The 24,583-nt window shown below is 68.7% G+C and carries 26 protein-coding genes and 1 pseudogene; 10 read left to right on the plus strand and 17 right to left on the minus strand.

The annotated features are described in order from the left end of the window. Positions 1-160 precede the first annotated feature (160 nt). Positions 161-415 carry a hypothetical protein gene (locus ACFF45_RS28660; protein ID WP_381349551.1) on the plus strand — a complete coding sequence of 85 codons (255 nt, stop codon included), beginning with the start codon at positions 161-163 and terminating at the stop codon, positions 413-415. Positions 416-502: 87 nt separating this feature from the next. On the opposite strand, the gene ACFF45_RS28665 is transcribed toward ACFF45_RS28660, so the two are convergent. Next, the gene (locus tag ACFF45_RS28665) at positions 503-835 is read right to left on the minus strand and encodes a hypothetical protein (protein WP_381349553.1); all 333 of its coding nucleotides are present in this window, start codon (positions 833-835) and stop codon (positions 503-505) included. Positions 836-1,858: 1,023 nt separating this feature from the next. Between ACFF45_RS28665 and ACFF45_RS28670 the strand changes: the two genes are divergently transcribed. After that, the gene (locus ACFF45_RS28670; RefSeq protein ID WP_381349555.1) at positions 1,859-2,116 is read left to right on the plus strand and encodes a hypothetical protein; all 258 of its coding nucleotides are present in this window, start codon (positions 1,859-1,861) and stop codon (positions 2,114-2,116) included. Next, positions 2,116-3,957, plus strand: a complete 1,842-nt coding sequence (locus ACFF45_RS28675) for a hypothetical protein (RefSeq protein WP_381349556.1) — start codon at positions 2,116-2,118, stop codon at positions 3,955-3,957. Before ACFF45_RS28670 ends, ACFF45_RS28675 begins: the two co-directional genes overlap by 1 nt. 491 nt (positions 3,958-4,448) lie before the next feature. On the opposite strand, the gene ACFF45_RS35750 is transcribed toward ACFF45_RS28675, so the two are convergent. Beyond that, positions 4,449-4,661 (minus strand): DUF8825 domain-containing protein, encoded by a 213-nt coding sequence (locus tag ACFF45_RS35750; protein ID WP_512701204.1) that lies wholly within the window; start codon positions 4,659-4,661, stop codon positions 4,449-4,451. A 250-nt stretch (positions 4,662-4,911) separates the two neighbouring features. On the opposite strand from ACFF45_RS35750, the gene ACFF45_RS28680 reads away from it, so the two are divergent. After that, entirely contained in the window at positions 4,912-5,517 is a 606-nt protein-coding gene (locus ACFF45_RS28680; protein ID WP_381349557.1) for a dihydrofolate reductase family protein, read from the plus strand. 331 nt (positions 5,518-5,848) lie between these two features. Here ACFF45_RS28680 and ACFF45_RS28685 read toward each other — a convergent pair whose 3' ends face one another. Continuing rightward, positions 5,849-6,250: a hypothetical protein gene (locus ACFF45_RS28685; RefSeq protein ID WP_381349598.1), complete on the minus strand. Its 402-nt coding sequence runs from the start codon at positions 6,248-6,250 to the stop codon at positions 5,849-5,851. A 53-nt stretch (positions 6,251-6,303) separates the two neighbouring features. Here ACFF45_RS28685 and ACFF45_RS28690 point away from each other — a divergent pair, with 53 nt between their 5' ends. Beyond that, on the plus strand, positions 6,304-6,561 hold the full coding sequence (locus ACFF45_RS28690) for a hypothetical protein (RefSeq protein WP_381349600.1): 258 nt from the start codon (positions 6,304-6,306) through the stop codon (positions 6,559-6,561). 171 nt (positions 6,562-6,732) lie between these two features. Here the strand turns inward: ACFF45_RS28690 and ACFF45_RS28695 are convergent. Beyond that, positions 6,733-7,398: pseudogene (locus ACFF45_RS28695) on the minus strand (IS3 family transposase); the annotation flags it as partial. After that, on the minus strand, positions 7,395-7,694 hold the full coding sequence (locus tag ACFF45_RS28700; RefSeq protein WP_381349559.1) for a transposase: 300 nt from the start codon (positions 7,692-7,694) through the stop codon (positions 7,395-7,397). The pseudogene ACFF45_RS28695 and the gene ACFF45_RS28700, both read right to left, overlap by 4 nt. Positions 7,695-7,806: 112 nt before the next feature. Between ACFF45_RS28700 and ACFF45_RS28705 the strand changes: the two genes are divergently transcribed. After that, positions 7,807-8,073: an integrase core domain-containing protein gene (locus ACFF45_RS28705; protein ID WP_381349561.1), complete on the plus strand. Its 267-nt coding sequence runs from the start codon at positions 7,807-7,809 to the stop codon at positions 8,071-8,073. A gap of 140 nt (positions 8,074-8,213) precedes the next feature. On the opposite strand, the gene ACFF45_RS28710 is transcribed toward ACFF45_RS28705, so the two are convergent. From ACFF45_RS28710 to mobF, 4 genes are all read right to left on the minus strand, one after another. After that, a complete protein-coding gene (locus ACFF45_RS28710) occupies positions 8,214-9,026 on the minus strand; it encodes an SDR family NAD(P)-dependent oxidoreductase (protein WP_381349563.1) in 813 nt (270 codons plus the stop codon). Positions 9,027-9,153: 127 nt separating this feature from the next. After that, entirely contained in the window at positions 9,154-9,900 is a 747-nt protein-coding gene (locus tag ACFF45_RS28715; RefSeq protein WP_381349564.1) for an SDR family NAD(P)-dependent oxidoreductase, read from the minus strand. Between the two features lie 195 nt (positions 9,901-10,095). Further along, on the minus strand, positions 10,096-10,794 hold the full coding sequence (locus ACFF45_RS28720) for a hypothetical protein (protein WP_381349565.1): 699 nt from the start codon (positions 10,792-10,794) through the stop codon (positions 10,096-10,098). Positions 10,795-11,197: 403 nt separating this feature from the next. Next, positions 11,198-11,830, minus strand: a complete 633-nt coding sequence (gene mobF / locus ACFF45_RS28725; protein WP_381349567.1) for a MobF family relaxase — start codon at positions 11,828-11,830, stop codon at positions 11,198-11,200. A gap of 976 nt (positions 11,831-12,806) precedes the next feature. Here mobF and ACFF45_RS28730 point away from each other — a divergent pair. Together ACFF45_RS28730 and ACFF45_RS28735 are read left to right on the plus strand one after the other, a co-directional pair. Next, a complete protein-coding gene (locus tag ACFF45_RS28730) occupies positions 12,807-13,094 on the plus strand; it encodes a GDP-mannose 4,6-dehydratase (RefSeq protein WP_381349568.1) in 288 nt (95 codons plus the stop codon). Between the two features lie 162 nt (positions 13,095-13,256). Continuing rightward, positions 13,257-14,369, plus strand: coding sequence for an acyl-CoA dehydrogenase family protein (locus ACFF45_RS28735; protein ID WP_381349569.1), 1,113 nt, complete (start codon positions 13,257-13,259; stop codon positions 14,367-14,369). A gap of 551 nt (positions 14,370-14,920) precedes the next feature. On the opposite strand, the gene ACFF45_RS28740 is transcribed toward ACFF45_RS28735, so the two are convergent. Continuing rightward, the gene (locus tag ACFF45_RS28740) at positions 14,921-15,205 is read right to left on the minus strand and encodes a hypothetical protein (protein WP_381349570.1); all 285 of its coding nucleotides are present in this window, start codon (positions 15,203-15,205) and stop codon (positions 14,921-14,923) included. Positions 15,206-15,306: 101 nt separating this feature from the next. Between ACFF45_RS28740 and ACFF45_RS28745 the strand changes: the two genes are divergently transcribed. After that, positions 15,307-15,756, plus strand: coding sequence for an integrase catalytic domain-containing protein (locus tag ACFF45_RS28745; RefSeq protein WP_381349571.1), 450 nt, complete (start codon positions 15,307-15,309; stop codon positions 15,754-15,756). Between the two features lie 230 nt (positions 15,757-15,986). Here ACFF45_RS28745 and ACFF45_RS28750 read toward each other — a convergent pair whose 3' ends face one another. From ACFF45_RS28750 to ACFF45_RS28760, 3 genes are all read right to left on the minus strand, one after another. Beyond that, positions 15,987-16,415, minus strand: coding sequence for a hypothetical protein (locus ACFF45_RS28750; protein WP_381349572.1), 429 nt, complete (start codon positions 16,413-16,415; stop codon positions 15,987-15,989). Further along, a complete protein-coding gene (locus ACFF45_RS28755; protein WP_381349574.1) occupies positions 16,409-16,696 on the minus strand; it encodes a hypothetical protein in 288 nt (95 codons plus the stop codon). Before ACFF45_RS28755 ends, ACFF45_RS28750 begins: the two co-directional genes overlap by 7 nt. Before the next feature lie 143 nt (positions 16,697-16,839). Then, on the minus strand, positions 16,840-17,826 hold the full coding sequence (locus ACFF45_RS28760; RefSeq protein ID WP_381349575.1) for an alpha/beta fold hydrolase: 987 nt from the start codon (positions 17,824-17,826) through the stop codon (positions 16,840-16,842). Positions 17,827-17,968: 142 nt separating this feature from the next. Between ACFF45_RS28760 and ACFF45_RS28765 the strand changes: the two genes are divergently transcribed. Beyond that, positions 17,969-18,598, plus strand: coding sequence for a helix-turn-helix domain-containing protein (locus ACFF45_RS28765; RefSeq protein ID WP_381349576.1), 630 nt, complete (start codon positions 17,969-17,971; stop codon positions 18,596-18,598). A 1,455-nt stretch (positions 18,599-20,053) separates the two neighbouring features. Here the strand turns inward: ACFF45_RS28765 and ACFF45_RS28770 are convergent. The 4 genes from ACFF45_RS28770 to ACFF45_RS28785 are packed head-to-tail and all read right to left on the minus strand — an operon-like array spanning position 20,054 to position 23,406. Then, on the minus strand, positions 20,054-20,878 hold the full coding sequence (locus ACFF45_RS28770; protein ID WP_381349578.1) for an ABC transporter ATP-binding protein: 825 nt from the start codon (positions 20,876-20,878) through the stop codon (positions 20,054-20,056). Next, positions 20,875-21,660: an ABC transporter permease gene (locus ACFF45_RS28775; RefSeq protein WP_381349579.1), complete on the minus strand. Its 786-nt coding sequence runs from the start codon at positions 21,658-21,660 to the stop codon at positions 20,875-20,877. The genes ACFF45_RS28770 and ACFF45_RS28775 overlap by 4 nt, the downstream gene beginning before the upstream one ends. Next, positions 21,657-22,454 (minus strand): ABC transporter permease, encoded by a 798-nt coding sequence (locus tag ACFF45_RS28780; protein ID WP_381349580.1) that lies wholly within the window; start codon positions 22,452-22,454, stop codon positions 21,657-21,659. Before ACFF45_RS28780 ends, ACFF45_RS28775 begins: the two co-directional genes overlap by 4 nt. Beyond that, entirely contained in the window at positions 22,435-23,406 is a 972-nt protein-coding gene (locus tag ACFF45_RS28785) for an ABC transporter substrate-binding protein (protein WP_381349581.1), read from the minus strand. The genes ACFF45_RS28780 and ACFF45_RS28785 overlap by 20 nt, the downstream gene beginning before the upstream one ends. Positions 23,407-24,583 lie beyond the last annotated feature (1,177 nt).

Consider the following 24,583-nt stretch of genomic DNA (forward strand, 5'->3'; position numbering starts at 1 on the left):
CACCTGTCACCGCGACATGCCACAACCGATACCGACCTGACCAAGCACTACTAGGCACTGTCCGGGCGTTCCCCGGCCCCGCTCCGCGGGCCGGGGACGCCCGGACAGTCCGGCGATCGATGTCGCCTCGACGGAGCTGTTCGTTCTCCACTTCCAGCACTTGTACGACGCGGGCGAGCTGCTGCACCTGCGCTTTGAGCTGGTCACGCTCTTCCTTCGCACGGGTCAGAGCGGCACACAGGGCCTCGTTGCCATGGTGGAGACGATCAGCGATGGCCGAACGGCCGGCCTGCGCCCGGACCAGGGCATGGAACAGATCTTTGAGCCCGGTGTGCTTGTGGGTGAGCTTGTTACGGCGAAGCCCAGCCTCGGCGGCGAGGGACTTGAACTGACCCCGGTTTCATGGAGTCCCTGAAGCCAGGCTTATGATCCTGGCCCGAAGAAGAGCCACGAGCAGTGCCAGCACCAAGATCTTGGAGCCCGGTGTGCTTGTGGGTGAATTCTATGCCCTGGTCCGGGCGCAGGCCGGCCGTTCGGCCATCGCTGATCGTCTCCACCATGTGGGCGCCGCATCGGCGAGCGCCAGGGCGTGCTCGTGGCGCAGCCGGTCCAGCTCGGCCTGCAAGGCCGCCGCCGTCTTCTCCGGTGCGGTGTCCGGGTGCTCCCCGGCGGGTGCCTGGTCACCGGCTCTCTTGTCGGGCGGTGCGGGGGCGTTGAGGCGGAAGCCCGCGGCGAGCAGGTCCTCGACGGGGGTGAGCCAGCCGTGTTCCTCGTCGAGCACGGACCCGGGCAGTTCGCCAGCCTCCCGGCGGCGCCGGATCGTCGAACGGCTCACGCCGCACGCGGCGGCGGCTTCGCGCTGGGTCAGCAGAGGACGAGTGGTGCTTATGAGTCCGTATCCTCCCTGCCCGTCGGCGTGCCCAGCAGCCCGACTCACACTTCGGGGCTTGCGCCCAGGACGCGGCGGCCCGCCGGAGGCAGCGCCGCTGTGGGTGCGGACAGGATGGTGGGCAGGTACTCGGCAGCGAGGGGCCTCATGTCCAGGACCGCCCTGCTCGTCGTGCTGCTCTTGGTCCTGGTCGCCTCGGCTACATCCGCGACCTGGCCCACGTAACCGTCACCCGTCCCTCGGCACGCCGCCCACCGTCACGCTGACCGGCGCCGCGGTGCTGATGGCCGTCGTAGTCGGCATCGTGCTGGTGCCGCAGTGATCGGCGGCACGACGGGAGACCACCATCGCCTCCGCCAGACGAACCGGAGAAGCCATTTTCTGGTGGCTCAGACTGCCTTGCCGGACACAGCGCGACAGCTAAAGAGTCCGTCGTTCTCGAATACGGGGATCGGTGTCACGTGGAGATAGGCGCGGTGAGGGGATCCCAGCCGGTAACAGGAATCCCCTCTTCCCCCCGCTGGCGGACTGCCGCGCCCAAGGAGGGGGTGACGGCGTACTTCGGGGGCGGGGGTTCCGCATGTTCAGCTCACCATCCTCCCGCCCACGAGGCAAGATCTTCCGCGTTCGGGACACGTTCGGGTGCGTTCTGAAATGGAAATTTCCTGGTCAGAGCCTGTGCCGGTGGGCTCCGGTGGTGACGTGGACGCCTGCTTCACGGGCCGTCTTCCGGCCCGGACGGTTCGGTCGTCAGCGGATGAGCCGTCAGGACGTGTCAGCACGCCGCGGTATTCGAGCAGAAAAGGAAGCTTCGCTGAGCGGCGTTTGTTCGGGCTGATCCCAAACGCGTTTAAGGGTGTTCCTCCGTCCCGGCTCAGGCAAGACTGGGTGATGTCCGCAGCACGGCCGGTAACCGTGCTGCGAGCCGTATTCGGCGATCTTCGCCGCGCCCAGGAGGGGGAAACAACTGTGTCTCGACGTATTAGGCGATCGCGGCGCCGGCAGGCGGCGTCGTCGGAGCAAGCGCTGTGCGGCGCGTCTCTCACGCCCGTCCAGCGGATCATCGTCCTCACGGTGGTCCTGCTGGTCGTCCTCGTCCTCGTGTCGAGCGGTCAGCCCGTCTGCGACGTGCTCGGGCTGGTCATGGCGGCCGGCGCCGCCGCTGCGCAGATCGGCCCGTGGCTGAGCGGGCAGCGTCCGGCCGCCGGCTGCGCGGGAGGCGTGTGATGACGCAGCCAGAGGACCGGCGCGGCACGACGGGCCAGCACAAGGCGGGGCCCAACCCGCTGACCGTGCGAGACCAGAAGGATTTCCGTCGCACACTGCGCGACGACCTGCGCGAAGGCAAGAGCTTCGCGGAAGTGGCGAAGGACAGCGGCGGGCTGTCGACGAGCACCATCTCGACGGTGCTGCGGATGGACGCGCTGCCCAGCCGGGACTTCGTGGTCAAGTACCTGCGCGGCTGCGGACTGACCGCCGAAGAGCAGAAGCCGTGGCTGAAGTGCTGGGACACCCTGAACTCCCAACCGTCCGCCAGGCACGGCAGGCGCTGGACGCTTCCCATGGCCGGTGGCCGCAGGCGGCTGCGCGCGGGTCTGGCAGTCGGCACCGCGCTCGCTCTCGCCGTCGGCCTGGTGGCGTGGCAGCTGCATCAGCGTAGCGAGGAGGACGAATTCAAGAGGAAGCACTGCGGCACCATGAATCCCAGTCTGGTGACAGAGGCCGACGGGGGGGAGTGCACGGGTGTGAGCGACGGCAGTGACGGCGCGGCCGTCTTCGGCAGTGATCTGAAACCGGTCATGACCGCCATCGGTGCGGAGAACCAGAACGTGGTCGCAGGCGGGGATTACGTGACGTTCGCGTTCCTGACGCCGCTGACGTCCGGGGACGCGAACAGCCTGACCGTGGGGCAGTACGTCGCCGAGCTCGAGGGCGCCTACACCGCCGTCGCGGAGGAGAACAAGAAGGACAGCAGGCCCAAGATCCGGCTGCTCGTGGCCAGTATGGGCAGCAGCCAGAAGCGCTGGGAGCGCGCCGTCGACCAGCTTGTGGCCCGCAGGGACAGCGACCGTCTGGTGGCGGTGGCCGGCATGGGCCTGAGCCAGCAGGAGACGGTCGACGCCGCCCGTAAGCTCAGCAAGGCTGATCTTCCGATGGTCGGGGACCTGATCACCGCGGACGGGTTCGATGCCACCGGCGCCGTCGACGGCAAGGGGCGGATCGAAGGCCTCGCCCGCGTCGCCCTGTCCAACAGCGGCCAGCTCACCGCGATCAGTGAGGAGCTCCCGCCCGGCCGGCGCACCGCGGCCCTGGTCAGCACCTCAGTGACACCGAACGGCACCAGGGACCTCTACACCGAGTCCCTCAACCGGGGCTTTCGCACCATCGAAGGCCTCAGGAAGCATCTCGACGACCACTCCGACTTCGCCTTCGACCCCCGCGGCGGGCCCGATGCCATCCTGCCGACCATCAGCCAGAACTTCTGCAACACCGGCAAGACCATCGACACCGTCTACTACGCCGCCCGCGTCAAGTACCTGCCCGACTTCCTCGACGCCCTGACCAAGCGCAGCTGCCACGCCCAGCCGATCACCGTCATCACCGGATCCGACGCGGCAGCCCTCGACCCGAAGACGGAAGCGCTCAACGACCCGGACTCGCCGATCACCGTCCTGTACGCGTCCTTCCCCAAGGCGGAGCAGTTCCGCGCCCCCGACAACCCCGGCCGCGGCCTGTACGAGGCCTTCGCCAAGGCCTTCACCTCCCCCCACCACGGCCGGCAGTTCCCCGCAGAGCACCTGAACAGCAGCTACTGGAGCATCGTCGCCTACGACGCCGTCGTCACGGCCGCGACCGCCCTGCACAACGCCGCCGTCCACAGCCCGTCCAGCCTGCCCAACCGCTACGCCGTCAGGAACGAGCTGTACGCACTGCGCAACAACGCCGTCGCCGGCGCCAGCGGCCACTTCGGCATCGACAAGAACGGCAACCGCACCAACACCGACACCGTCACCACCGTCCACCGCCTCGGCCAGCCCCTGCCCAAAACGACCCAGCCGAGCAACTGACCAACCACCATCCCCGCGGTGGGGCAACCCGGCCAGGACCGCCCCACCGCGTCGTCATCGCCCTTGGCAGCTCCGGCCGACTGGTCGGCCAGTGCCGTCAACACGCCGGCTCGTGGACACACAGAGTGCGGGGCGGCACCCCATGCGGGTGCCGCCCCGCACTGCTTTTGAGCAACGTCTTTCAGCCGGATCTCTCCCCCGCCTGACGCCGCCGCGCTGACGGCGCCGCGGAGCGGCGGCACGGCCGACGCGCAACCGGCTGAGCGCACCCCAGCCCCCGGCCGCGGCAGCGCCGCCCGCCCCTCCCGTCCCATACTCCTTCACTCCTGCCAGGGGACATGGGCAGAGCGGCCGCAACGGGGATGTCAGCGGGCCGACCACGGCGAAACCGCGTGGTGACCTGCACGGACGCGAGGGCGCTCCTGCGCGGTGCGCAACAGTAGGCGCACCCCTTGGCACAACTCGTGCTCCTGGTCGACCGGGGCGGCCGGTCACGCGGCTCGGACGGCTCCGTGGACGCGGGCGAGGTGGCGCAGCTCGGAGCGTGCCGCCGGCACCGAGGGGACGGTTTCCCAGTAGAGGTGGCACCACAGCCGTACGGACTGGCGCAGCAGGCGGCGGCGCAGGGCGGCGGTGTCGCGGGGGCTTGGGTGCGGCGAGCGCGTCGTAGGTGGCGTTCCAGGCGGCTTGCGTCTGCACCAGATCGTCGGGGAAGTCGGTCACGTCCATACCGGCATTAGATTACTTGTTCGAAACTCGTGTCACTTCGGACACGCCCCGACCGGCGCCGTGGTCGTGTGACTGAGCGTTTCAGTTGGCCCCTGAGTGTCGTACTTGGCCCGGCTGAGCGTGATGGTTGGCCCAAGCCGTTTCCTCGTTACTCCACAGCGCGGCCGATGAGTTTGTTGCTCCCGGTCGGTCCAAGCTCGCGACACCCCATGAAAGGACACCACCATGTCGGAGCTTCTTGTCGACTTCATCACCTCCCTCGACGGCCATGCATCGGGAAAGGGATGGCCCGGCTTCTGGGGCCTCGAGGGCCCGGAGTACCTCGCATGGCTCGGCGAGCAGCCCAAGGCCACGTACCTGATGGGAGCGAACACCTACCGCCTGATGTCGGGCTTCGCCGCAGGCGAGGTCCCGAATGGCCAAGACGAGTTCAGGCCCGAAGAAGAGGCGTCCGTCGACGAGCTCACGCAAGCGCCCAAGGTGGTGTTCTCCGCCTCACTCAAGGCGCCACTGACGTGGGCCAACTCCACGCTCGTCCGCGACGACGCCGTCGAGGCGGTCCGCGCCATGAAGTCGAGTGGCTCGGGGCTCCTCAGCACGATCGGCAGCCTCAGCCTGTGCCGGTCCCTGCTACGAGCAGGACTCGTCGACCGCTTCCGGGTCGTGATGTTCCCGGTGATCACCGGGGCCACGGGGGAAGAACGCATCTACGACGGCTATCCGGACGTTGCCCTGGAGATGATCGAACACCGCACCTTCGACGGCCGCATCCAGCTGGTCGAGTACAAGCCCCGCGTGCTCGAACACCCGCCGCTCGGCGTCCCTGCATGACGTCGCCCCGTCCGCCGGTCTGGACAAAACCAGGCCGGCGCCGACGGGCGCGGAGCGACACCTTAGTAGGGGAGGCGAACGGCCAACGTCAGGACGCCCGGCCCACCTGGCTCCGAACCGTCGCAGGTCAGTCCACGTACGCCCTCCCAGGCCGCAGTCTCCGCGAAGATCCATCTTCCGGATATGGATGCGCCGCTGGGCGCTTCCCTGGGCAGAGCCTCGCGAGCTGAGCGCTCTACATGGCCGATGGGGCCAACTGAAGCGCTCAGTCACAGGTCGGGGGCGAGCTCACGTCGAGGTCGTGCTCCATGGTAGGGGCGACCACGCTGGCTCAGCGGCGACGGAGTTCCTCAGCCCAGTTCCGAAGCGGTCCTTCGAGGACCAGGTTGTCTCCGCGGGCCACGGTCTGGAGCAGCTGGGCGCACAAGGTCGCTTCGGCGGCGAGGCCAGCCGGACTGCCCAGCACGGGGAAGGCGGCGCGGACTCGGGCGGCAGTGTCCGGCTGGAGCAGCGAGTAGGCGTTGAGAGTGGTGGCGTCGAACCCCTCCGGGGCCATGCCCCATCCTTCCCGGTCCAGCAGGCGCAGCGGTTCGGTGAGGTTCGCCCGGTGGACATCCGCGTGGGCTGTGGTCCAGCAGGAGACGGCCGGGGCCGGGATGCCCACGAACTCGGGGATGGCCCGCTCCATGTACTGCTGCCGCACGGCGACGCGGCCGGTGCCTGTGGCCGCCACTTCTCCAGCGTCCCGGCGAGGTCGTTCCACCAGGAGTCCGGCAGCTGGGCCTCGTGCTGGAGGACCGGGTCGTCGGACAGGACCGGGTCATCGACGCGGACCGGCAGCTCCGCCCGGTAGGTGATGCCGTCGTCGACGGCATCGTGGACGGCCAGGAGGGCGGGCCGGTGGCCGTCGAGGTCGCCGAAGGCACCACACTGCGCTCGCTGCGCCAGGCCGACGTGCCCATTGAAGTTTCCCGTGATCTCGGACACGTGATCGTTGTGCCGCGAGGGCGTGCTGATGCCGCTGCCTGGTCTCGGCCGGGGTGAGGTAGCCGAAGGTCTTGTGCTTGCGCAGTCGGCGGCGGTTGTAGAAGGTCTCGATGAAGGAGAAGACCTCCGTGCGGGCAGTGGCCCGGTCGGGCCAGGTACGGGTGCCGATCTCCTCCTTGAGCAGGGCCCAGAAGCTCTCGCGGCAGCGTTGTCGAAGCATGATCCGGTGCGTCCGCAGCTCTGCCGCAGCCCGGACTTCCCTCTTCGTTCCCGGAACTGGGTGGACGTGTATTCGCCGCCGCGATCGCTGTGAACCACACAGCCGGGCTCCAGTCCGCCCCGGCCGTGGGCCATGTCGAGAGCGTCGACGACGAGCTCGGCGCGGTGGCGGTCGGCCATGGCATAGCCGACGACCTCGCGGGTGGCCAGGTCCAGCCAGCAGGCGAGATAGAGCCAGCGCTCGGCGGTGGGCAGGCAGGTGATGTCGCCGACCAGCCTGATCCCGGGGCGCTCGGCATGGAAGTCGCGGCCGATCAGGTCCGGGGCCGGCTTCGCCTTCCCATCAGGCCGGGTCAACGAACGCCGCCTGCGCCGGGTGACGCCGCGGATGTCGCGCTCACGCATCAGGCGGGCGACGCGCTTGCGGTTCACCCGCCGCCCCAGACGGCGCAGTTCGGCGTGGACGCGCGGGACACCGTAGGTGTGCCGGGAAGCGATGTGCACAATGGGGATCTCGTGAGCGATCGCGTCGTCGGCGGCCTGCCGGGCACGGCGGGCCGCCCCGCCCTCGCGCCGGGCGTAGCAGGAGGAGCGGACGACCTTCAGCACCCGGCACGGCAGGACGATCGGACAGGTCGCCTTCTCCGCATGGATCAACCGGTACAGCTCGCTCACCGGTCGTTCTCCTTCACGAAGAAGGCCGTCGCTTTCTTCATGATCTCGATCGTCTGCTGCTGTTCGCGGACCTCCTTGCGCAGCCGCTTGAGCTCCTCGCGCTCGGCGCTGGTCAGCTCACCGGATCCGCTCTCGCCCCGGTCTGCCTTCGCCCGGCGGTACCAGCTGCGAAGGGACTCGGAGCTGATGCCGAGTTCCCGGGCGACGGCGGTGACCGTCTTGCCCGAGAAATCGACGAGCGCGATCACGTCCCGCTTGAACTCCTCGGTGTACCGCTTCGTGTACTTGCTTCCCACCTGGTGCTACTTCCTCTGGAACCTCAAGATCCCAGTCTCCAGGCGTCCACGATCAAGGGGAAGCTCCATCGAAGGAGACAAGGCTCGGCCTGGACGCCCTCGAGATGGCCTTGTGGCAGCGGGACCGAAACCAACACCCACACGCAAAAGGCGAGTTGATACACCACTCCGACGCCGGCCCGCAGTACACATCGTCGCACTCGCCGAGCACCTCGACCGGGCGGGCATCGCCGCGTCGATCGGCTCGGTCGGCGACGCCTACGACAACGCCCTGATGGAGTCCATGACCGGCGTGTTCGAGACCGAGTTGGTCGAGCCCCGCCGGCCCTGGAAGACGCTTTCGCAGGTCGAAGTCGCTACCGCCGAATGGGTCGACTGATACTGCCACGACATCCCACCCGCCGAATACGAAGCCAAGTACTACCGCGCAACCACGGACCCCAGGTCACAGTCACGACCTAGAGTCTCGATCAAACCCGGAACGGTTCACCCTCACGAAATTCCGAGGCCCGGACTCAGTCACCGATCGCCGGACCACATGATGCCTGACATTCCACCGTCCACCGCGATGTCGGTGCCGGTGATGTAGGAAGCCCTGTCCGATGCGAGGAAGAGGGCGGCCTCGATGATCTCCTCCGGTTCGGCCGACCGGCCCAGCGCAGCGTACTGCCAGAACGGGCGCGCCCCCGACGCCCGGACCTTCGGTACGTCCTCGCTGCTCGCCGGCACGTCAGGGTTCTGAGGTGCGGTAGCGAGCGGGACGATGCCGGGACTGATACTCACCGAGCGGATACCGTGTGGCGCGCCCTGAGCGGCAAGCATCCTGGCCAGGGCCTGGACCCCTGCGTTGGCCGCACCGTGCGCCACGCAGGGGAAACCTGAGAGTTCGCGATGCCCGGCCACCGAGGCCACGCTGACGATGACTCCGGACTTACGTTTGACCATGTGCGGCCAGACTGCGCGGGCAGCGACGTACGCAATGGTCAGTTCATTGCGTATCGTGAAGTCCCAATGGTCGATCGACGCATCCTCAAAAGGTGCGAAGCCGACGCCTGCGGCGTTGTTGTAGAGGACATCGATCTTCCCCCATCGAGAAATCGCCTCATCTGCCCAGCGCTCCGCGTGACTCGGATCGGCCAGATCCAGAGATTCCAGGGACGCCATCTCTCCACCGGCTTCCCGCACGAGCTCAGTGGTCTGCGCCGACCTGTCGGCGGCGATGTCACTGCCCAGCACCTTCGCGCCCGCTTTGGCGAACATCAGCCCAGCGACCCTGCCCTGGCGCCCGCCGGTCCCGGAGATCAGGACCACCTTGTCATCGAACTCTGGCATTGCTGTTCCTCGCAGTCATAGGGATGTCCGGTCGTCTTGACCGTGCCGCGAAATCGTGTGCGGTCAGGCTGCGGAGACCGGACCGACTGACCTCGCGGTCTCGGCCCGCTCGCCATGAACGTTGCTGTCACATGCGCGTGAGGCCGCCGTCGGCCATGATCGTCTGCCCGGTGACGAACGAGGAGTCCTCGCCGGTGAGAAAGGCGATCGTGCCGACCACGTCGTCCGGCTCGGCGACTCTCTTGATGGCCTGGAGCTGAGCGATCTGCTGCTGCGCCGCGTCGGGGACCGCGGAGACGATGCCAGGGGTGCGCGTCATGGTCGGGCCGACGGCGTTGACCGTGATTCCGAAGGCGGCCACGTCGTTGGCCAGTCCTCGGGTGAAACCGATCGCGCCCATTTTGCTCGCCATGTAATGGGACACTCCCGGGCTGGCCAGGCCTATCGAGTTCGATGTGAGGTTGACGATGCGTCCCCAGCCGCCCTCCTTCATCAGCGGAAGCACTGCCTTCACCATCAGGAACTGGGAGTCCAGGTTGACGGCGAGGACCCGGCGCCAGGTCGCATAGTCCAGCGCGTCGATGTCATAGCGGGGGTAGATACCGGCGTTGTTGACCAGGATGTCGCAGCGTCCGTGGCGGTTGCGGACCTCCTCACCGACGCGGCGCGTCTGGTCGGGGTCGGAGACATCCGCTCGCAGGCCGATGCAGCCATGCCCGGCCGCTTCGAGCAGACGCAGTGTCTCGGCGGGTTCCTCCAGGTCGACGGCGACGACGCGGGCACCGCGATCGGCGAGCCGGCGGCAGACGGCCTGCCCGATTCCGCCAGCGGCTCCGGTCACAACAGCGACACGGTTTTGATGGGTCGATGGCATCGTGGTCTCCGATGAATGAGATGGGCCGAACACGGAGGCTCCGGACCGCGCGCGAGGAGTGGCGGAGCCCGTTGCCGGAGGGGTGGGTGAGAAGGCCGCACGGTGCCGCGAGCCGGATACGGTGCGCGCGGATGGGCGGCCCGCGCGGCTTGCCCGCCGGACTCCGGGGCTGCCCCGGCGTCCGGCGGGAGGCAGTCAGGCGCGGGCGGCCGCGGCGGCGACGATCCAGTTCCTGAACTCGACGGCGAAATGCCGCAGGTGGTGGTCCAGGACCTCGTCCGGGCACGTGAGAGGGAAGTAGACCGTCAGGTTGGCCGTGAAGCCGTCGGCGGTGTCACCGAACTGGGTCAGCACCCGCCCCACGACGGTGCCGTCGGCCAGGAAGAGGTTCGAGGACATCTTGTGCGGAAACTCCGACTCCGGGAGCAGTTCGTCCGCGTTCGAGGCCCAGGCCATCGCGTCCGTTCCCCAGCCGCCCATGAAGAAGGAGCAGACGTGGGGGCCGATGTTCTCCACCACGGTGAACGTTCCGTCGACCCCAGGGAACATCGCGTAGTGCTCGGGGTGCGCGGCCAGCCGCGCGTTCTCGTCGTTCGCGAAGGTCTTCTCCATCCAGGCCAGGAACTGACCCGACGTGAGGCCCCGCGTCGTCAGCACCGTCGTGCCGGCCGTGAAGCCGCCGTCGGAGGTGAGGGCGCTCTCCCGCAGGAAGGCGTTTCCCTTCTCGATGTCCGCGGCCAGCAGGTCGAGCAGGCCCTGGCGCCCCAGCCGCGCCCGGAGGCGGTCCAGGACGCGGCGGGCGTAGAAGAGCTCGAAGTCGTCGATGCTCCCGGTGCCCGTGGGCCCGGCCTCAAGCGTCACGGTGACGGGCGGGCGCGTCGGGTTGTCGGGCATGGTCGAACCTCCGTAAAATGTGAATGTGAATTTACGTTCGCATAATGCTACGCCGAAGAGTGCACCACTTGTCAACAAGACCTTCTGAGGCCGCCGCCGCTACCGTGCGGCACATGCCCGACGAGCCGGACCGCCAGGCGCCCTGCCGGCAACCCCGGCAGGCACGCAGTGCCGCGACCCTGGCCCGCGTACTGCGGGCGGCCAAGGAGATCGCCTCCTCGGCCGGCCTGGAGGAGATGACGATCGCCGGTGTCGCGAACGCGCCGCGTCTCGGTCGGCACGATCTATCGCCGCTTCGAGGACAAGGAACAACTGATCACCGCCCTGTCCGAGCGGATGCTGGAGCGGCGCGAGGAGTACGTGGCCGAGCGGCTGCGCACGGCCGAGCAGTCGCTCGCCGGCATCATGGACGCCTACAGGCACGCCCTGTTGCTGAAGGGCAGTGGTCGTGCAGGAGCGGGAATCCGTCCCGGTTGTCGAGATGCCGGAAGGCGGCGACCACGAGGGCCGGGGTCTTCGCGCGGCCGCGCCCCGAGGACCACCGGGTCTCCGCGACCTCATCCTCCAGCCAGCGCAGCACCTTGGCGATAGCCCGCTCGATGATCCGGCGCGTCCTGGCGTCTCCCAGCGCCCACAGCACGATCAGGGACGCCTGCGGCTGGAAGGTGAAGTCGAGGGCGAGCAGCGGGGTCTGCTTGCGCGCCTCGATCTCCTCGATCGGCTGCCCGAGCACGGTCGCCCGGCGCGCGGTGGCCCGGTCGGCGCCGTCGTCCAGGAGGTCGCGCTCGATGCGGTCGGCGTCCGGGTGCCGGCCCTGCTCGAAGACGAGCCCCATCTGCCGCTCGGACACTTCCGCGCCCTCGATGAGCCCGAGCGCGTCCAGGCCGCGCCCCGACCACCTCCCCGGCGGGAGGTTGACCATCTCCTGGGCGTCCTTCAACGACTGGCCGACCGGACGGCGGCCGTCTCCGAACGCGACTCCGCGCTCGTAGTACCGCCACGCGTTACGCGTCTGAACCTTCGCGACACTCAGCATCCCCACAGGGAAAACCCGCTCTGGCCTGCAAGAAAGCCCAATCCCGTGGGGCGGGATAGTTCACCGGAACTTCACGGCCGAACCCGTACGGCGGGCGCTTTCGGCACCGTCGTGCCCGCCCGGCGGACACCACCCGGGCCATGTAAATACTGCGCGGCGCCCGGTCACACGTGCCTCACACGCCCCGGAAACCGCCAGCAGACGACTCCACCGTCAACGAGCACACATCTACGGACCGCTCCCCCACCCGACGGCCAAAGACGCCACGCCCTGCACCACGTCACCGACTCTCCGCCCCCGGCAACGCCGGGGGCTTCGTGCTGCCTGGAGGACCGACGTGCCGACCTACGAGACCCTCCCCCGCTTCACCACCGACCTGGACCGCCTCACCCCAGAACAGCGCCGCCGCTGCCGCCAGACCGTGGCGGCCTTCGTCGACGACCTCCGCGCCAGGGCCTTCCGCGCCGGCCTCCGAGTGAAGGTGTACGGCGCGCGCCCGGAGTCTTCGAGCCACTCCCGCGCGGCGCGCACCACCGCACCGCGCTGTCCATCGCGGTGCGCGCCATCGGTGCCGGCGCACCGCACCAGACGCGCGCTACGGGCGGCGGGCCCCTGTATCAACATGCCGGGCGACGAACTCCACCGCCTCGCCCGGCAACTCGAATCTGCCCCGGGAAACCGTCCGTACTGCGTGGAGAACTTCAGCAGCACGGCGACCTCAGTCGCGTAGTACCGCGCTTGCCGGACACGATCTGCTGCTCGTCCTTCAGCAGCGTCCAGTGCTCGACCAGGCCGTCCAGGTCCAACGGGGTACGGGCCACGGTCGTCGACCGTCCTCGCGGGCTTCGACTTCCACCGTATCCGACAGCGGCTACGTCTATCGCGCAGCCGCGCCGGGACCGGGCCGGGGAAGGCGGGCCGGTGGTGTGCCTACGTCTCGCCGGGCTGCGAAGGCCGGCAGTACATGGGAGAGGCGATGACGACCAAGACCGCACTCCTGAACGGGATCACGGGCCAGGACGGCTCGTACCTGACCGACCTGCTCGTGTCGAAGGGCTACGCCGTCCACGGCATCGTCGCCCCTTCCGGGGACCATGGACACCGTCGGCATGGATCCGCTCCCGCGGTTGGAGGCTATCCGGGCCAGCAAGATCGGCACTCGCCTCCACCAGGACTCTTTGGGCGCGGCCTGGACGCTTCCGTTCATCCCGGCACTGCGTTAGTGGCACGGCGAACGGATCTGTCCGGCCGCTACGCAGCTTGATGACAAGCAGCAGTGGGCGCCGCACGCGGTGCTGCCCGAGTACATTGCCTTCCAAGTCCGGTCCGGTCCCGGGGCGGTGTGGCAGCTGCTGCGCGCCCCCGGGTGCTGTGAGCCGCCTTGGGCCACCGACCGGTGGTCATCCCGGGGAAGACAGGGGAGGACATGCGATTTCTGGAGCGGGAACGCGCCACTATGAAGAAGCTGCTGCCGGGGCTGGACGAGAGCCTGCGGGAGGTACCCCTCATGGAGCTGGAGGGCCCGAGTACCCCCGGCATCCGGCTCTTCCGCGACAGCGGCGGCCCCGGGCTGCTGGCGCCGACCTCCTACCAGGGTCAGGGAGCCACCGCCGTGGACGCCCTGCGGGTGCAGCGCGCACTGGGCAGCAGGTCACCGTCGCTGGCCGTGGCCGCCACCATCCACCACTTCTCGATGGCCACTCTGGTCGGTCTGGTCTCCGCCAGCAACGATGGCCCGGAGTGGATGCTTGTCGAGGGTGTGGCCTCCAGCAACCGCCTCATGGCGTCCGGCTTCGCCGAGGGGCGCCCCGGCGCTGGACTCCTCTCCCCCTCGATGACCGCCGCGCAGGGATCCGACGGGGTGGGGATCAGCGGGGTGACGCGCCCGTACAGTCTGGCCCGGTCAATGGACCTGCTCATCACCAGTGTCATGGTCCCCCGCGTGGACGGCCGGGGCGAGGAACTGGCGGTGGCGCTGGTGCCCGCGGAAAGCGAGGGTTTGAGCGTCAGCGGGGAGGGGGCGGGGAACGAGCAGGTCACCCTCGACGACGTACTGGTGCCGCCGGAGCTGCTGGTGCGCACAGCGGACGTCGACGGGCAGCTGGACGTACTGCTGACCGCGGGCTTCGCCTGGTTCCAGCTACTGATGACGGGCAGCTACCTCGGGGCCGCCAGCGCACTGGTCGAGCGGGTGCTGCTCGACAACCGGATACCCGAGTCCGAGCGGGTCCGGCTGCTGGTGAAGATTGAGGGCGCGATGTCGGCCGCGGAGGGCGTCGCCCGCCGGATCGACGACGGCAGCCCGGACGAGTCGACGCTCGCCGACTCGCTGTACGTCCGGTACTGCGTGCAGGACATCCTCTCCCGGGTGGTCCCGCGTGCGGTCGAACTGCCCGGTGACCTCGACGTCATGGCGTCCGATGAGGTCGGCCACCTCGCCGCCTGCGCCAACGGGCTGATCCTGCATCCGCCGGCACGTTCCCAGATGACCGGTCCGCTGGCGGCGTACCTGGCCGACGGGCCGCTCACCATCGCCTGATTGCAGGCGCCCCTCGCCCCGGATCACGACCCGCCATCCTGTACCGCACCGCACCCGATGGGAGTCCGTGTATACCGCCCGAACCCCAGCCGTGTACCCCTCCGTCAACGGCAGGTGCCTCTATGTTCTCCATCTCGAGGCCGTTCGGGGTCGACGAGGACGGGCAGACGGCGTCGGTGCGGGCCTCGTTCCTGTTCGCCGATCCCACGTTCGCGGTGGTGGACTCCCCCGCACCCGGGGTGGTGCCGTGGGGGCTCATGAAGTCGGTGCCCGTGCGGGAGCGGGCTCTGGCCTGGCAGCGGCACATCCGCGAGATCGAGACCGGGCCGCCCGGCGGTCCGGCAAGCAGCGGGATGCCCCGGCCCGATTACGACCCCGAGCGGAAGTCGATGGCCGAGCGGGAGCAGGCCAAGGCCGACGAACTCGCACGGCTGGGCTGGCCGCAGGTCAGCCGGGGCCACCGTGCGCCGCATGCGTGCCCGCTACCACGCGGGCGGCCTGATGGGGCTGGTCCCGCAGCGCAAGCCGTCGCGTGCGACGGGGCGGGCCGATCAGCGGGTGGTGGCCGCCGTGCTGGAGGCGCTGCGCCGCCGGCGTGGCCGCTCCAAGGGCACGCTGAAGGGATTACGGGAGCTGACCGGGCAGATCCTCGCCGACACCCATGGTCCGGGCGTGGTGGCCTTGCCTGCGCCGTCGACGTTCAACCGGCTGGTGCGGGTACTGGCCGACCCGCTGGAGCATCCCGGCCGCACCGCCCGCACCGCCACCGCCACGCCGGTGCGGCCGTTCACGCCGACGGTGGCGCTGCGGCCGGGCGAACTGGTGCAGGTCGACACCACCCTCCTGGATGTGATGGCCGTGGGCGAGGACGGCCGCCCGGTGCGCCCGGAGCTGTCCATCGCCCTGGACGTGGCGACGCGGTTCGGTGGTGGCGGCCGTGCTGCGCGAGGAGAGCACGAAGGCCGTCGACGCAGCCCTGCTGCTGGCGGAGATGGCCGTGCCCCACCCGGCGCGGCCCGGCTGGCCCGGCCAACTGCGCCTGGCCCATGCGGCCATCCCCTACGACCGGCTGTTCGCCCTCGATACGCGCCTGGAGCAGGCGGCGGCGCGGCCGGTGGTGGTGCCCGAGACGATCGTCATCGACCGGGGGCGGGTGTTCGTCTCCGCCGCGTTCCTGGCCGCCTGCGAGACCCTGGGCGTCAGTGTGCAGCCCGCCCCGCCGCGCTCGCCGGCCGCCAAGGGTGCCGTCGAGCGGAATCTGCCCCCGCACCCCCTGACACGCGCGCAGCAGACCGCCTTCCTCCACCGCCTCGCCGGCCGCCTCCGGCCGCCCCGCCTCGCACCCGCCGACCACGACCTGCTCTGGCGACGCCTGCACGCCCGCTGAACAACTCGCTTGCACCAGCCGGGAACAGCCGCCAACTCCCCCTGCCCAAAGGCGTACCGACCACACTGCGCAAAAGCCGGCATGACGCTCAGCTCACTGCGCAGAGCAAAACGGCCAGCTCAACCCACGTATCGCCCATCGTCAACGCTTCGGCCCGGCGTAAGCCTCCCCCGGGATGCAGACGTACCACTCAGTACAGCTGAGCGACAGCAGGTCACAACCAAAATCATTCAGCCTGGGCAACAGGTACGCCGCACTGAGGCGGCCTGGTCGTCGTCAACGGCCCAGAGCGCGCGGGCGAGGAAGTACAGGGCGACGGTCCCGGCGTAGGTGAAGGCGCCCCAGCCCACGATCAGCGGGAAGACGATCGCGTCGCCGCGTGGGGCGCTGTAGGCGACGCCCTGCCCGGTGGTGAACAGCCACGGGAACCAGGCGGAGCGGACGAAGCCCGGGTCGGCGCAGCGGCCTCCGCCCCGGCGCCATGCCATCAGCGGGACCGAGGCGGAGCCGACACTGGCCAGGCAGTACATGAAGGCGAAGAAGTCGTTGGCGATGAACTGGTGGCCGTTGGTGATACCGAGGTAGGCGACCCCGGGCAGGAAGAGCGCGGCTGGTACCCCGAAGCCCAGCACCTCGCCACGGTCTCGAACTTTTACCACGCTCTCCCCTGCTGCTGTCGACGTCGTCGTGGGCACCGCGCCGGCCGCGCCCAGCCGGACCCGCCGATCAGCAGCAGCGGCCGGGCAGGAGGGGCCGGCCTACTCGCGGCGCGCGAGTTCCTCGGGGGTGGGCACGTGCCGGGTGAGGTACAGAGCTGGCCGCTGAAGTCGACGGTGGCCGTGTGCCGCAGCACGTCGTCGGCGTCGAAGAGGTTCTGCTCGATCTCCAGGCACACCCGGTCGGTGGAGATCCCGAAGTCGCGGGCCTCCTGGTCGCTCACCTGCCGCGCCCCGGGTGCGGGTGACCATCCGCACCGTCCCGGCCGGCGCGCCCGGCGACGGCTCGAGACCGCATCTTCACGCAGCGGCCGAAAGCGCCTGCCACCCGATCGAACCGTCAAGTTGCCCAGGCAGTCCGCCCGGTTCAATCCTGGACGGTGGCGAGCCAGTCGGTCAGCAGGCTGTTGACCTCGTCGGGGCGTTCCTGCTGGATCCAGTGGCCGCAGCCGTCCAGGAGGTGGGAGGCGGACAAGGCGGGGAGGGTGGTGGGGTAGGCGTCGATGGCGTCGGCCATCCAGGTGGTGGAGGCATCCAGTGCGCCGCCGACGAACAAGGCGGGCTGTGTGATCGGGGCTCCGCGGTGGGGGGCGAGGTCTTCCCAGTCGCGGTCCATGTTCCGGTAGCGGTTGAGGGCGCCGGTCAGGCCAGTGCGTTCGAATTCCCCGGCGTAGACGTCGAGGTCGTCCTCGGTCAGCCAAGCTGGGAGCGGGCCAGCGGGGAAGCGGTCGCGCAGCTGGCAGCCCAGGGCGACGAAGTGAGGGTCGGGCTCGTCATGGGCAGGCATGGTGTCAGCGGACAACGCGGCGTAGAAACCGGCGAGCCAGCTCCGTACGTCGGGCTCGATCTCTGTTTCGGCGCGGCCGGGTTCCTGGAAGTAGGAGACGTACAACTCCTGCTCGGGGCCGCCGATCTGGCCGAAGATGTCGGTGGGCCGGGGCCCGCCGGGCGGCGCGTAGGGGACGCTCAGCAGGCCGACGGCGCGGACGATCTCCGGGTGGATCAGGGCGGAGGCGGAAGCGATGTTGGAGCCCCAGTCGTGGCCGACGATCACCGCGCTTTCCTCGCCGAGGGCGCGCACGACGGCGACGTTGTCCTCCACCAGGTCGAGCATTCGGTAGGCGTCGGTCGCGGCGGGCTTGGAGGAGCGGCCGTAGCCGCGTACGTCGATCGCCACTGCCCGGTACCCGGCGGCGGCGAGGGCCGGGAGTTGGCGGCGCCAGGAGTACCAGGACTCGGGGAAGCCGTGCACGAGCAGGACCAGCGGACCGGTGCCCTGCTCGACCAGGTGCAGGCGTCCGGCCGGGGCCTCGACGATGCGGTGGCGGAGCGCGGCGGTCGGCTCGGATTGCATGGGGGCTTCTCCTCGGTTCGCGGGCGGACGCGGCTACCCATCGATCATGCGGTGCGACGCCCGCCCGACGCGATCAGCCTTGCCAGCCTGGCAAACTCGCAGGATGGGCGGTGGAGCGGCGCGGTCGGAAGGAACGGTCACGGTGGCAGTCGACGAGGTGGACGGCACGTTGGCGGCCATGGGGCCCAGGCTGCGAGCCGCGCGCGAGCAGCACGGCGCCACGCTCGCCGGTATCAGCTGTGCGACCGGCATTTCGCCGAGCACGTTGTCGCGGATCGAGACCGGCCGGCGCAAGCCCACCCTGGAGGTGGTGCTGCGGCTGGCGAAGGAGTACGGCGTCTCCCTGGACGAGCTGGCCGGTACCGCAACCGTCCCAGCGGCCGAGCCGCGCGCCTCGGCGCCGCTGAGCTTCGGCGACGGCAAGGTGGTGCTGCCGCTCACCCGGTACGTCGGCGGCCTGCACGCCCACAAGCATGTCCTGCCCACCATTGAGGGGCCGCCCGCGCGGCCCCGTCAGGTCTCCCACGAGGGCTACGAGTGGCTGTGCGTCCTGTACGGGCGGCTGTGGCTGGCACTCGGTGACCAGGACCTCGTCCTGGCTGCCGGGGACGCCGCCGAGTTCGACACCCGCATCCCCCATGGAGTCGCGAACGCCGGATCCGACCGACCGGTCGAGTATCTGATCATGTTCGGGCCTCAGGGAGAACGTCTACGGCCACGTACTCCTCCAGCCGCTGGTCGCGGGACTGGTGACAGCAAGGCTGCTGAATGAGCAGTGGTGACAAGCCGCGTGCCTCATTCGTGACAACCACGCTGCTTCATTCGGTCTCATTCGCCACGTCACCCGGCTCTGCCGCACAGCATCCACGACCTCTTGGCGCAGGCCGCCCTACCCGACCCGTTCACCGACGACGACGTCGCCGACCGGAAGCGGGAAGTCGTACGCGAGGTCACCGTCACCCTCATGTTCGGCACCGGCTCGCCCCCGACGGACAGTTCCCGATCATTTTGGAGCGTGCCGGCAAGGACCTCCAGGCCCTGGTCTCCAAGCTCCTCTACAGCGACGACGACGCCGCGCACCTGGCCAACTTCGCCGAAGAGCGCCTTGGCTCCGAGGGACATGAGCCTGAGATCACGTCGTGGCCTCCCGCAGACCGCAGGGACAAGGCTTCCGAGGCGACGACGCAGGCCCCGAGCCCACCCATCAGCACGATGCTGTCCGGGTCTGTCGCGCGGGCCCACTCCAAGGCACCTCTCCCTAGCCAAGGACGTCTGATCGGCTCGAAGTCGGCCGTGCCCGCTGCCCGACGCCGTCCCATAGCCGTGAATCGAGAAGGGTTCCCCGCCGCGGCCAGGTCCCAGACGGTTTTGTCCTTCGGGTCGATCCCGCGGAAGTCGTCCCGAGCGGTCTTCAGTGTCGAGCGTGTGCCGCGCATGAAGGCGACCAGGTTCGGCCCGCGGCTGAGTGTCTCCGCAGCGGGAAGTGCCCCCTCGGCCAGGGTGATACTGGGCAGGCCGGTCAGCTGCCTCACCGGTCATCGGACCAATGAGGGATTTTGAGAGACTGGCCCCGCGCATCCCTCTGCTGGGGGACGAAAGGAATCTCCCATCGTGCCACTGGTCTCAGCGGTGCCAAGGAGAAGTGAATTTGCGTCAGGTAGGGGGCAGAGCCAGCTGATGCCCCTTACCTCGTGTTCTCCCTCGGTGCCGACGAGACGATTCGCCTTGGCGTACCTGGCCCACTCGATTCGGCGCTTGCGGCACAGGGGCGTCGACGGCGTTTTGTCGTGTTCGCAGCCGCGACGCGCACAGGCTGGCAGCGCGGCATACGGCTTCTGTAGAAGGATCCACTCGGGCAGCGTCATGTCACGCCAGGTCACGCTCTTCCAGAGCGAGTAATGCGAGAGACACAGCCGTTGGCAGTGGCGCTGCCGGCCGCAGGCTATGCCGTCCCGCTCGATCACGCACCGCTCTTCCGCCGACATCCGCCGGCCCGGCCCGGGGCGTGTGGGAGATCAGGAACTCCTCCCAGCCTGGGCCGCCGGCGGTGAAGGCGTTGGCGCGGGTTGAGCAGCAGGTCGCCTCGGTGGTGCACAGCCCGGAGCAGCCCACGATGCTGCACTCCCGGACCCGGGTCGCCGGACTGTCACTTCGGCCGTTGAACAGGTCCAGGTCAGGCTGCCATTCCGAGGGGCGCCAGTCAGGCTCCCGTATGAGAGAGGATCCGTCAGGTACCCACGGCAGAGGCGTGCTCGACGACTGCTCCACTTTCGTCCGGGTGAACGATCGCGTCGTAGATGATGCGGCGGTACTCCAGGAACCGCGGGTCGGCCTTCGCGCCCAGCTCGTCCCGCGGACGTGGAAGGTCGATCGCGACCTCGGTAACCACGTGACTGGGTCGTGCGCTGAGCACGATCACGCGATCGGCCAGGAAGATGGCCTCGTCGATGTCGTGGGTGATCAGAAGGGTCGTGAGCCCGAGCTTGCTCGAGATCTTGGCGGTCATCAGCTCCAGCTTGATCCTGGTCTGGGCGTCGACCGACGCGAACGGCTCGTCCATCAGGAGCACCCGAGGGTGCGTGGCGAGCGCCCGCGCGATCGCGACCCTCTGCTGCATGCCGCCCGACAGCTGCCAGGGATAGTGACCCTCGACATCGCTGAGTTGGACCTGCTCAAGGCTCTCGGTAGCACGCTCGTGGCGTTCCTGCCGTGACAGTCCGTGCAGCCCGAACTCGACGTTCTTGCGCACGCTGAGCCAAGGGAACAGGCTGCGGTTGTACTCCTGGAAGACGATCCCGAACCCGTCGGGCACCTTGCGGATGGGCTGCCCGTCGAAGGTGAGCTCGCCGCGGCTGGGCTTCAGCAGGCCGGCGATGGTGCGCAAGAGGGTGGTCTTGCCGCAGCCGGAGGGGCCCACGATGGCGACGAACTCCCCGTCGCCGACCGTGAAGGACACCGAGCCGATCGCCTCGGTCCGGGTTCCCTTCTCGCCGGTGTAGGTCTTGCCGATGCCGTCGGCTCGAAGCAGTTCGGAAGTGGTGGGGTGGTTCATGGCGTGCGGCCCTTCATTCCGTCGAACCAGAACATGGCGCGCTTCTCGATCGCCGAGAAGAGTCCGGTGAGCAGCAGCCCGATGAGAGCCAGGATCACGACACCGGCGTACATCGACGTGAGCGCGTAGAGCCGTTGGGACTGCAGGATCAGGTAGCCCAGACCTGAGGAGGCCCCGAACATCTCGCTGACCACCATCAGGATCAAGGAGACCGCCAGGCCGATCCGCAGACCGACCATGATCTGCGGTGTGGCTGCCGGCAGCACAACACGGCGCAGCACTGCCAGGCTGGATCCGGAGGTGTAGATGCGAGCGCTCTCGATGTAGCCCGGTTCCACGCGGCGGACGCCGTCGGCCGTATTGAGCAGGACCGGCCAGAACGCGCCGAGTGCGATGATGGCGACCTTCATGACGTCGGTCGAGCCGTAGAGGACGACCGCCAGCGGGACCAGCGCCGGCACCGGGACTGCCCGGAGGAACTCCAACGCGGCCGTGGTCCAGGGATGGAGTGCCCGCCACCAGCCGAGCGCCGTTCCCAGCGCGATCGCCACGGCGGAGCCCATCACGAAGCCGATGAGCGCCCTGACCACTGAGGGCAGGATGTCGTCGGTCAGCGCATCAGAGCGCAGCAGGTCCACGGTCTCGACCATCGCGTCGGAGAACGGCGGAAACAGTCCGCTGGTGTCGCGCCGTCCGACCGCCTCCCACAGCCCGAGCAAGGCGATGACGCATGCCCAGCCCAGGACTTGTCGCGAGAACGATCGCGCTGTCATGCGCTTCATCGCCGGCCCTCCGTGGAGAGTTGCTGCCAGCCGGCGACACCACGTTCGGCAGCCGCGAGCAGAAGATTGATGGTCACCCCGAACACCCCGGTCACGAGCAGGCAGGCCCACACCACGTCGTTCCGGCCGGCGTTCTGGCTGGTGACGAGCAGGTTGCCCAGTCCGGGACTGCCCGAGATCAGCTGTGCCCCCACCGCGACCACCAGGCCGAGGCTCGCGCTGAGCCGAAGGGCGGTCGCGATCGCGGGGATTGCCGCCGGCAGCACCACCCGCCGCACGGTGGCGACGGGGCCGAGGCCGAAGGATCGGGCCGTGTCGATCTGCTGCGGGTCGACGGCGCGCACTCCGCCACGGGTGCCGAGCAGCAACGGCCATACGCAGGCGATCGCGATGAGGAACATCTGCATTTCGAGCTCGATGCCGAACAGCACGATGGCCATCGGCACCAGCGCTACGGCGGGCACGGGACGGAGGGCCTCGACGGCTCGCCGGGTCGCGCTGTCCGCCCAGTCGGACAGGCCGACGAGGATACCGAGGGGGATGCCGATGGCGCAGGCCAGCAGGAGTCCACCGAACCAGGCGAGTGCGGTGTTGCCGATTGCCGGCCCCATGTCGCCCTCGCTCACGGAGGTCATCAGTGCGTCGAAGATCGCTGTGGTCGAGGGCACGCTGGTCGAGGGCATCACTCCCGTGGCCCGCAGCACCTCGAAGGTGGCCACGAGCAACGCGAGCCCTGCCAGCGCCTTGAACGTCCGCCGCGCGCCCGTCGAGAGCTCAGTCGGCAAGGAAGGCATCTGCGGCGTCCACCTTCTCGTCGAGCACGCCGACCTGGACCAGCAGGTCAGCCCAGGCGGTCCATGCGGCCGGGTCGTCCGTGGTGTCGGTCGGCGCGAGGGAGATGACGTCGGCGAGTGCGGGCGTGAGGTCGGTGATCGTCGGAATCTTCGCGCGGACCTCGTCGTCGTGGGCCACCGCGTACTTCGCGGTCTCGTCGACCGCGGCACGGAAGTCCTCGATCACCTCGGGGTTGGCGCCGATGAACTTCTCCGAGGACGCGATGGCCGAGATGGGCGACTTCGGCGCCAGGCCCTCCGAGACGGAGACCAAGGGGACCGTTTTGCCTTCGGACTTCATGATGGTGACGAAGGGCTCGGTCGAGATGACGGCGTCCGCGCGGTGGGCCGCCAGCGCCTCCCCCATGTTCGGGAAGGGGACCTCGATGAACTTGACCGACTGAGCGTCGACACCTGCCTTGTCGAGCGACTGCATCAGTGCAAGGTCGTTGAGCTGGAACAGCGATGCCGTCGCCACCGACTTGCCCCGGAGATCCTTGAGCGACTTGATGTTGCTGCCCACGGGGACCATCACCTGGATCGGGAAGGTGCGGGGGGAGGTGCCGGCGACCGAGACCGCGGTGACAGACTTGATCGGCACCTTGTTGGCACGGGCGGCGAGCAACGCGGGCGGGTTGGACCAGATGAAGTCGGCCTCTCCGCTCATGAGGGTGGGCACCAGAGCAGCCGGCTCGACGTAGGAGATCTGCAGGTCGATACCGTGCTTCTTGAAGATGCCCTTCTCCTTGCCCACGACTATCGGGGCGGTCTGCCCGATCGCCATCACGGCGATGTTGACCTTGGCGAGGCCGTCGGCCCCGGTCTTCTTCCCCTCGGAGGAACCGCAGGCCGTGCCACTCAGGGCGATCAGAACAGCCAGGGCGGGGTATAGGGCGGCTCTACGAACTCTCATGAATCCCCATCTTGTTCAAGGGCTTGTGACGTAGCACTGCCATCGGGGGATGGCGGCGTGATGTGGCACTGTGGGGGAGTTACTTCGGCATTGATATCTGGAGCATCGGGGCTACGACGCGGTCCAGGGAGGTAATGACACTGGCAGTGACGTCCATGACTGCCAAGAGATCTGATCCGAAACTTCCGAGGGTTTTCTCTACGCTGCCCGACCTGTCGAGAGGTCTTGCCATAGGCCTTGCGTGAGATAAGAACCTTGTCTTCAGCAGGACGGTAAACGCATTCCCGGAGAAGCGCAACGTATCCAGTGAGGATTTTGTGAGCGCAGCCCGACGGCACAACGGCGAGTGGGAAAGGCGCGATCCCGTAGCCGTGATGGGCGTGTTCCGGGAGCGCGGTTACTCGGGGTCAAGGCGCGATGTGGGGTTGCCGCTCGCGCCGTCATGAGCAAACCGGTGCTTTCAAGGCATTGGTCGACCCGAGCCGGGATGGTGCTGTCGGGCCGTCATCGTCTCGACCGCCGATGCCATCGCAACGGCCGGCACCAGCGACCTCGACCGGAGCCTCAAGGCAATCCTGCGCTCACCGATGGGAGTTGACCTGATTGCTTGCCCGCCCGCAGCTCGGAGCTTCCGGTGCATGCGAATGGTGTGCGACAGGAACAGGTCGCGCCGGTGGCGTAAAGCGCGTTGTCGGGCATGAGTTGTGAGCGCGAGTCGCTGTGCTCTTCGGCACCCGGGAGGTGTCACCACCTATGTGCTGACACCTCCCGGGTGCCGAAGTCGGCTCTCGACAGGCAGTCCGCCCATGGGTGCGCGCATCTCGGCGATGGCCGCGTTGCCGCTCTGCACGTGCCGGGTCCACGCTTGCTCAATAAGGAACTCGGGAATAGGGATGCCACTCATCGCATCTCCGTCAGGGCTTCTCATTGACTGTCCCATATGAACCGTGTCGGTGTACTCGGATAAACACTGGACGGGAGAGCTACGGCGCCATCAAAGCGCTTCGCCGTCGGACCGTACGGAAGTCGACGAGGCATCGGCTGCTAACCCGCGGCCGTTCCCTTTCCGACGGCATGCCAGCCCGGTGCCGTCTCCTGGCAGGCGCTCATTCTCATCGCCGTAGGCGAGTGGATCATCGGCGCTCGCAGCCGAAGGGGTGGCGGACATAGGCGCCAT

The sequence above is a fragment of the Streptomyces cinereospinus genome (genome assembly GCF_042430725.1).
Taxonomy (GTDB): domain Bacteria; phylum Actinomycetota; class Actinomycetes; order Streptomycetales; family Streptomycetaceae; genus Streptomyces; species Streptomyces cinereospinus.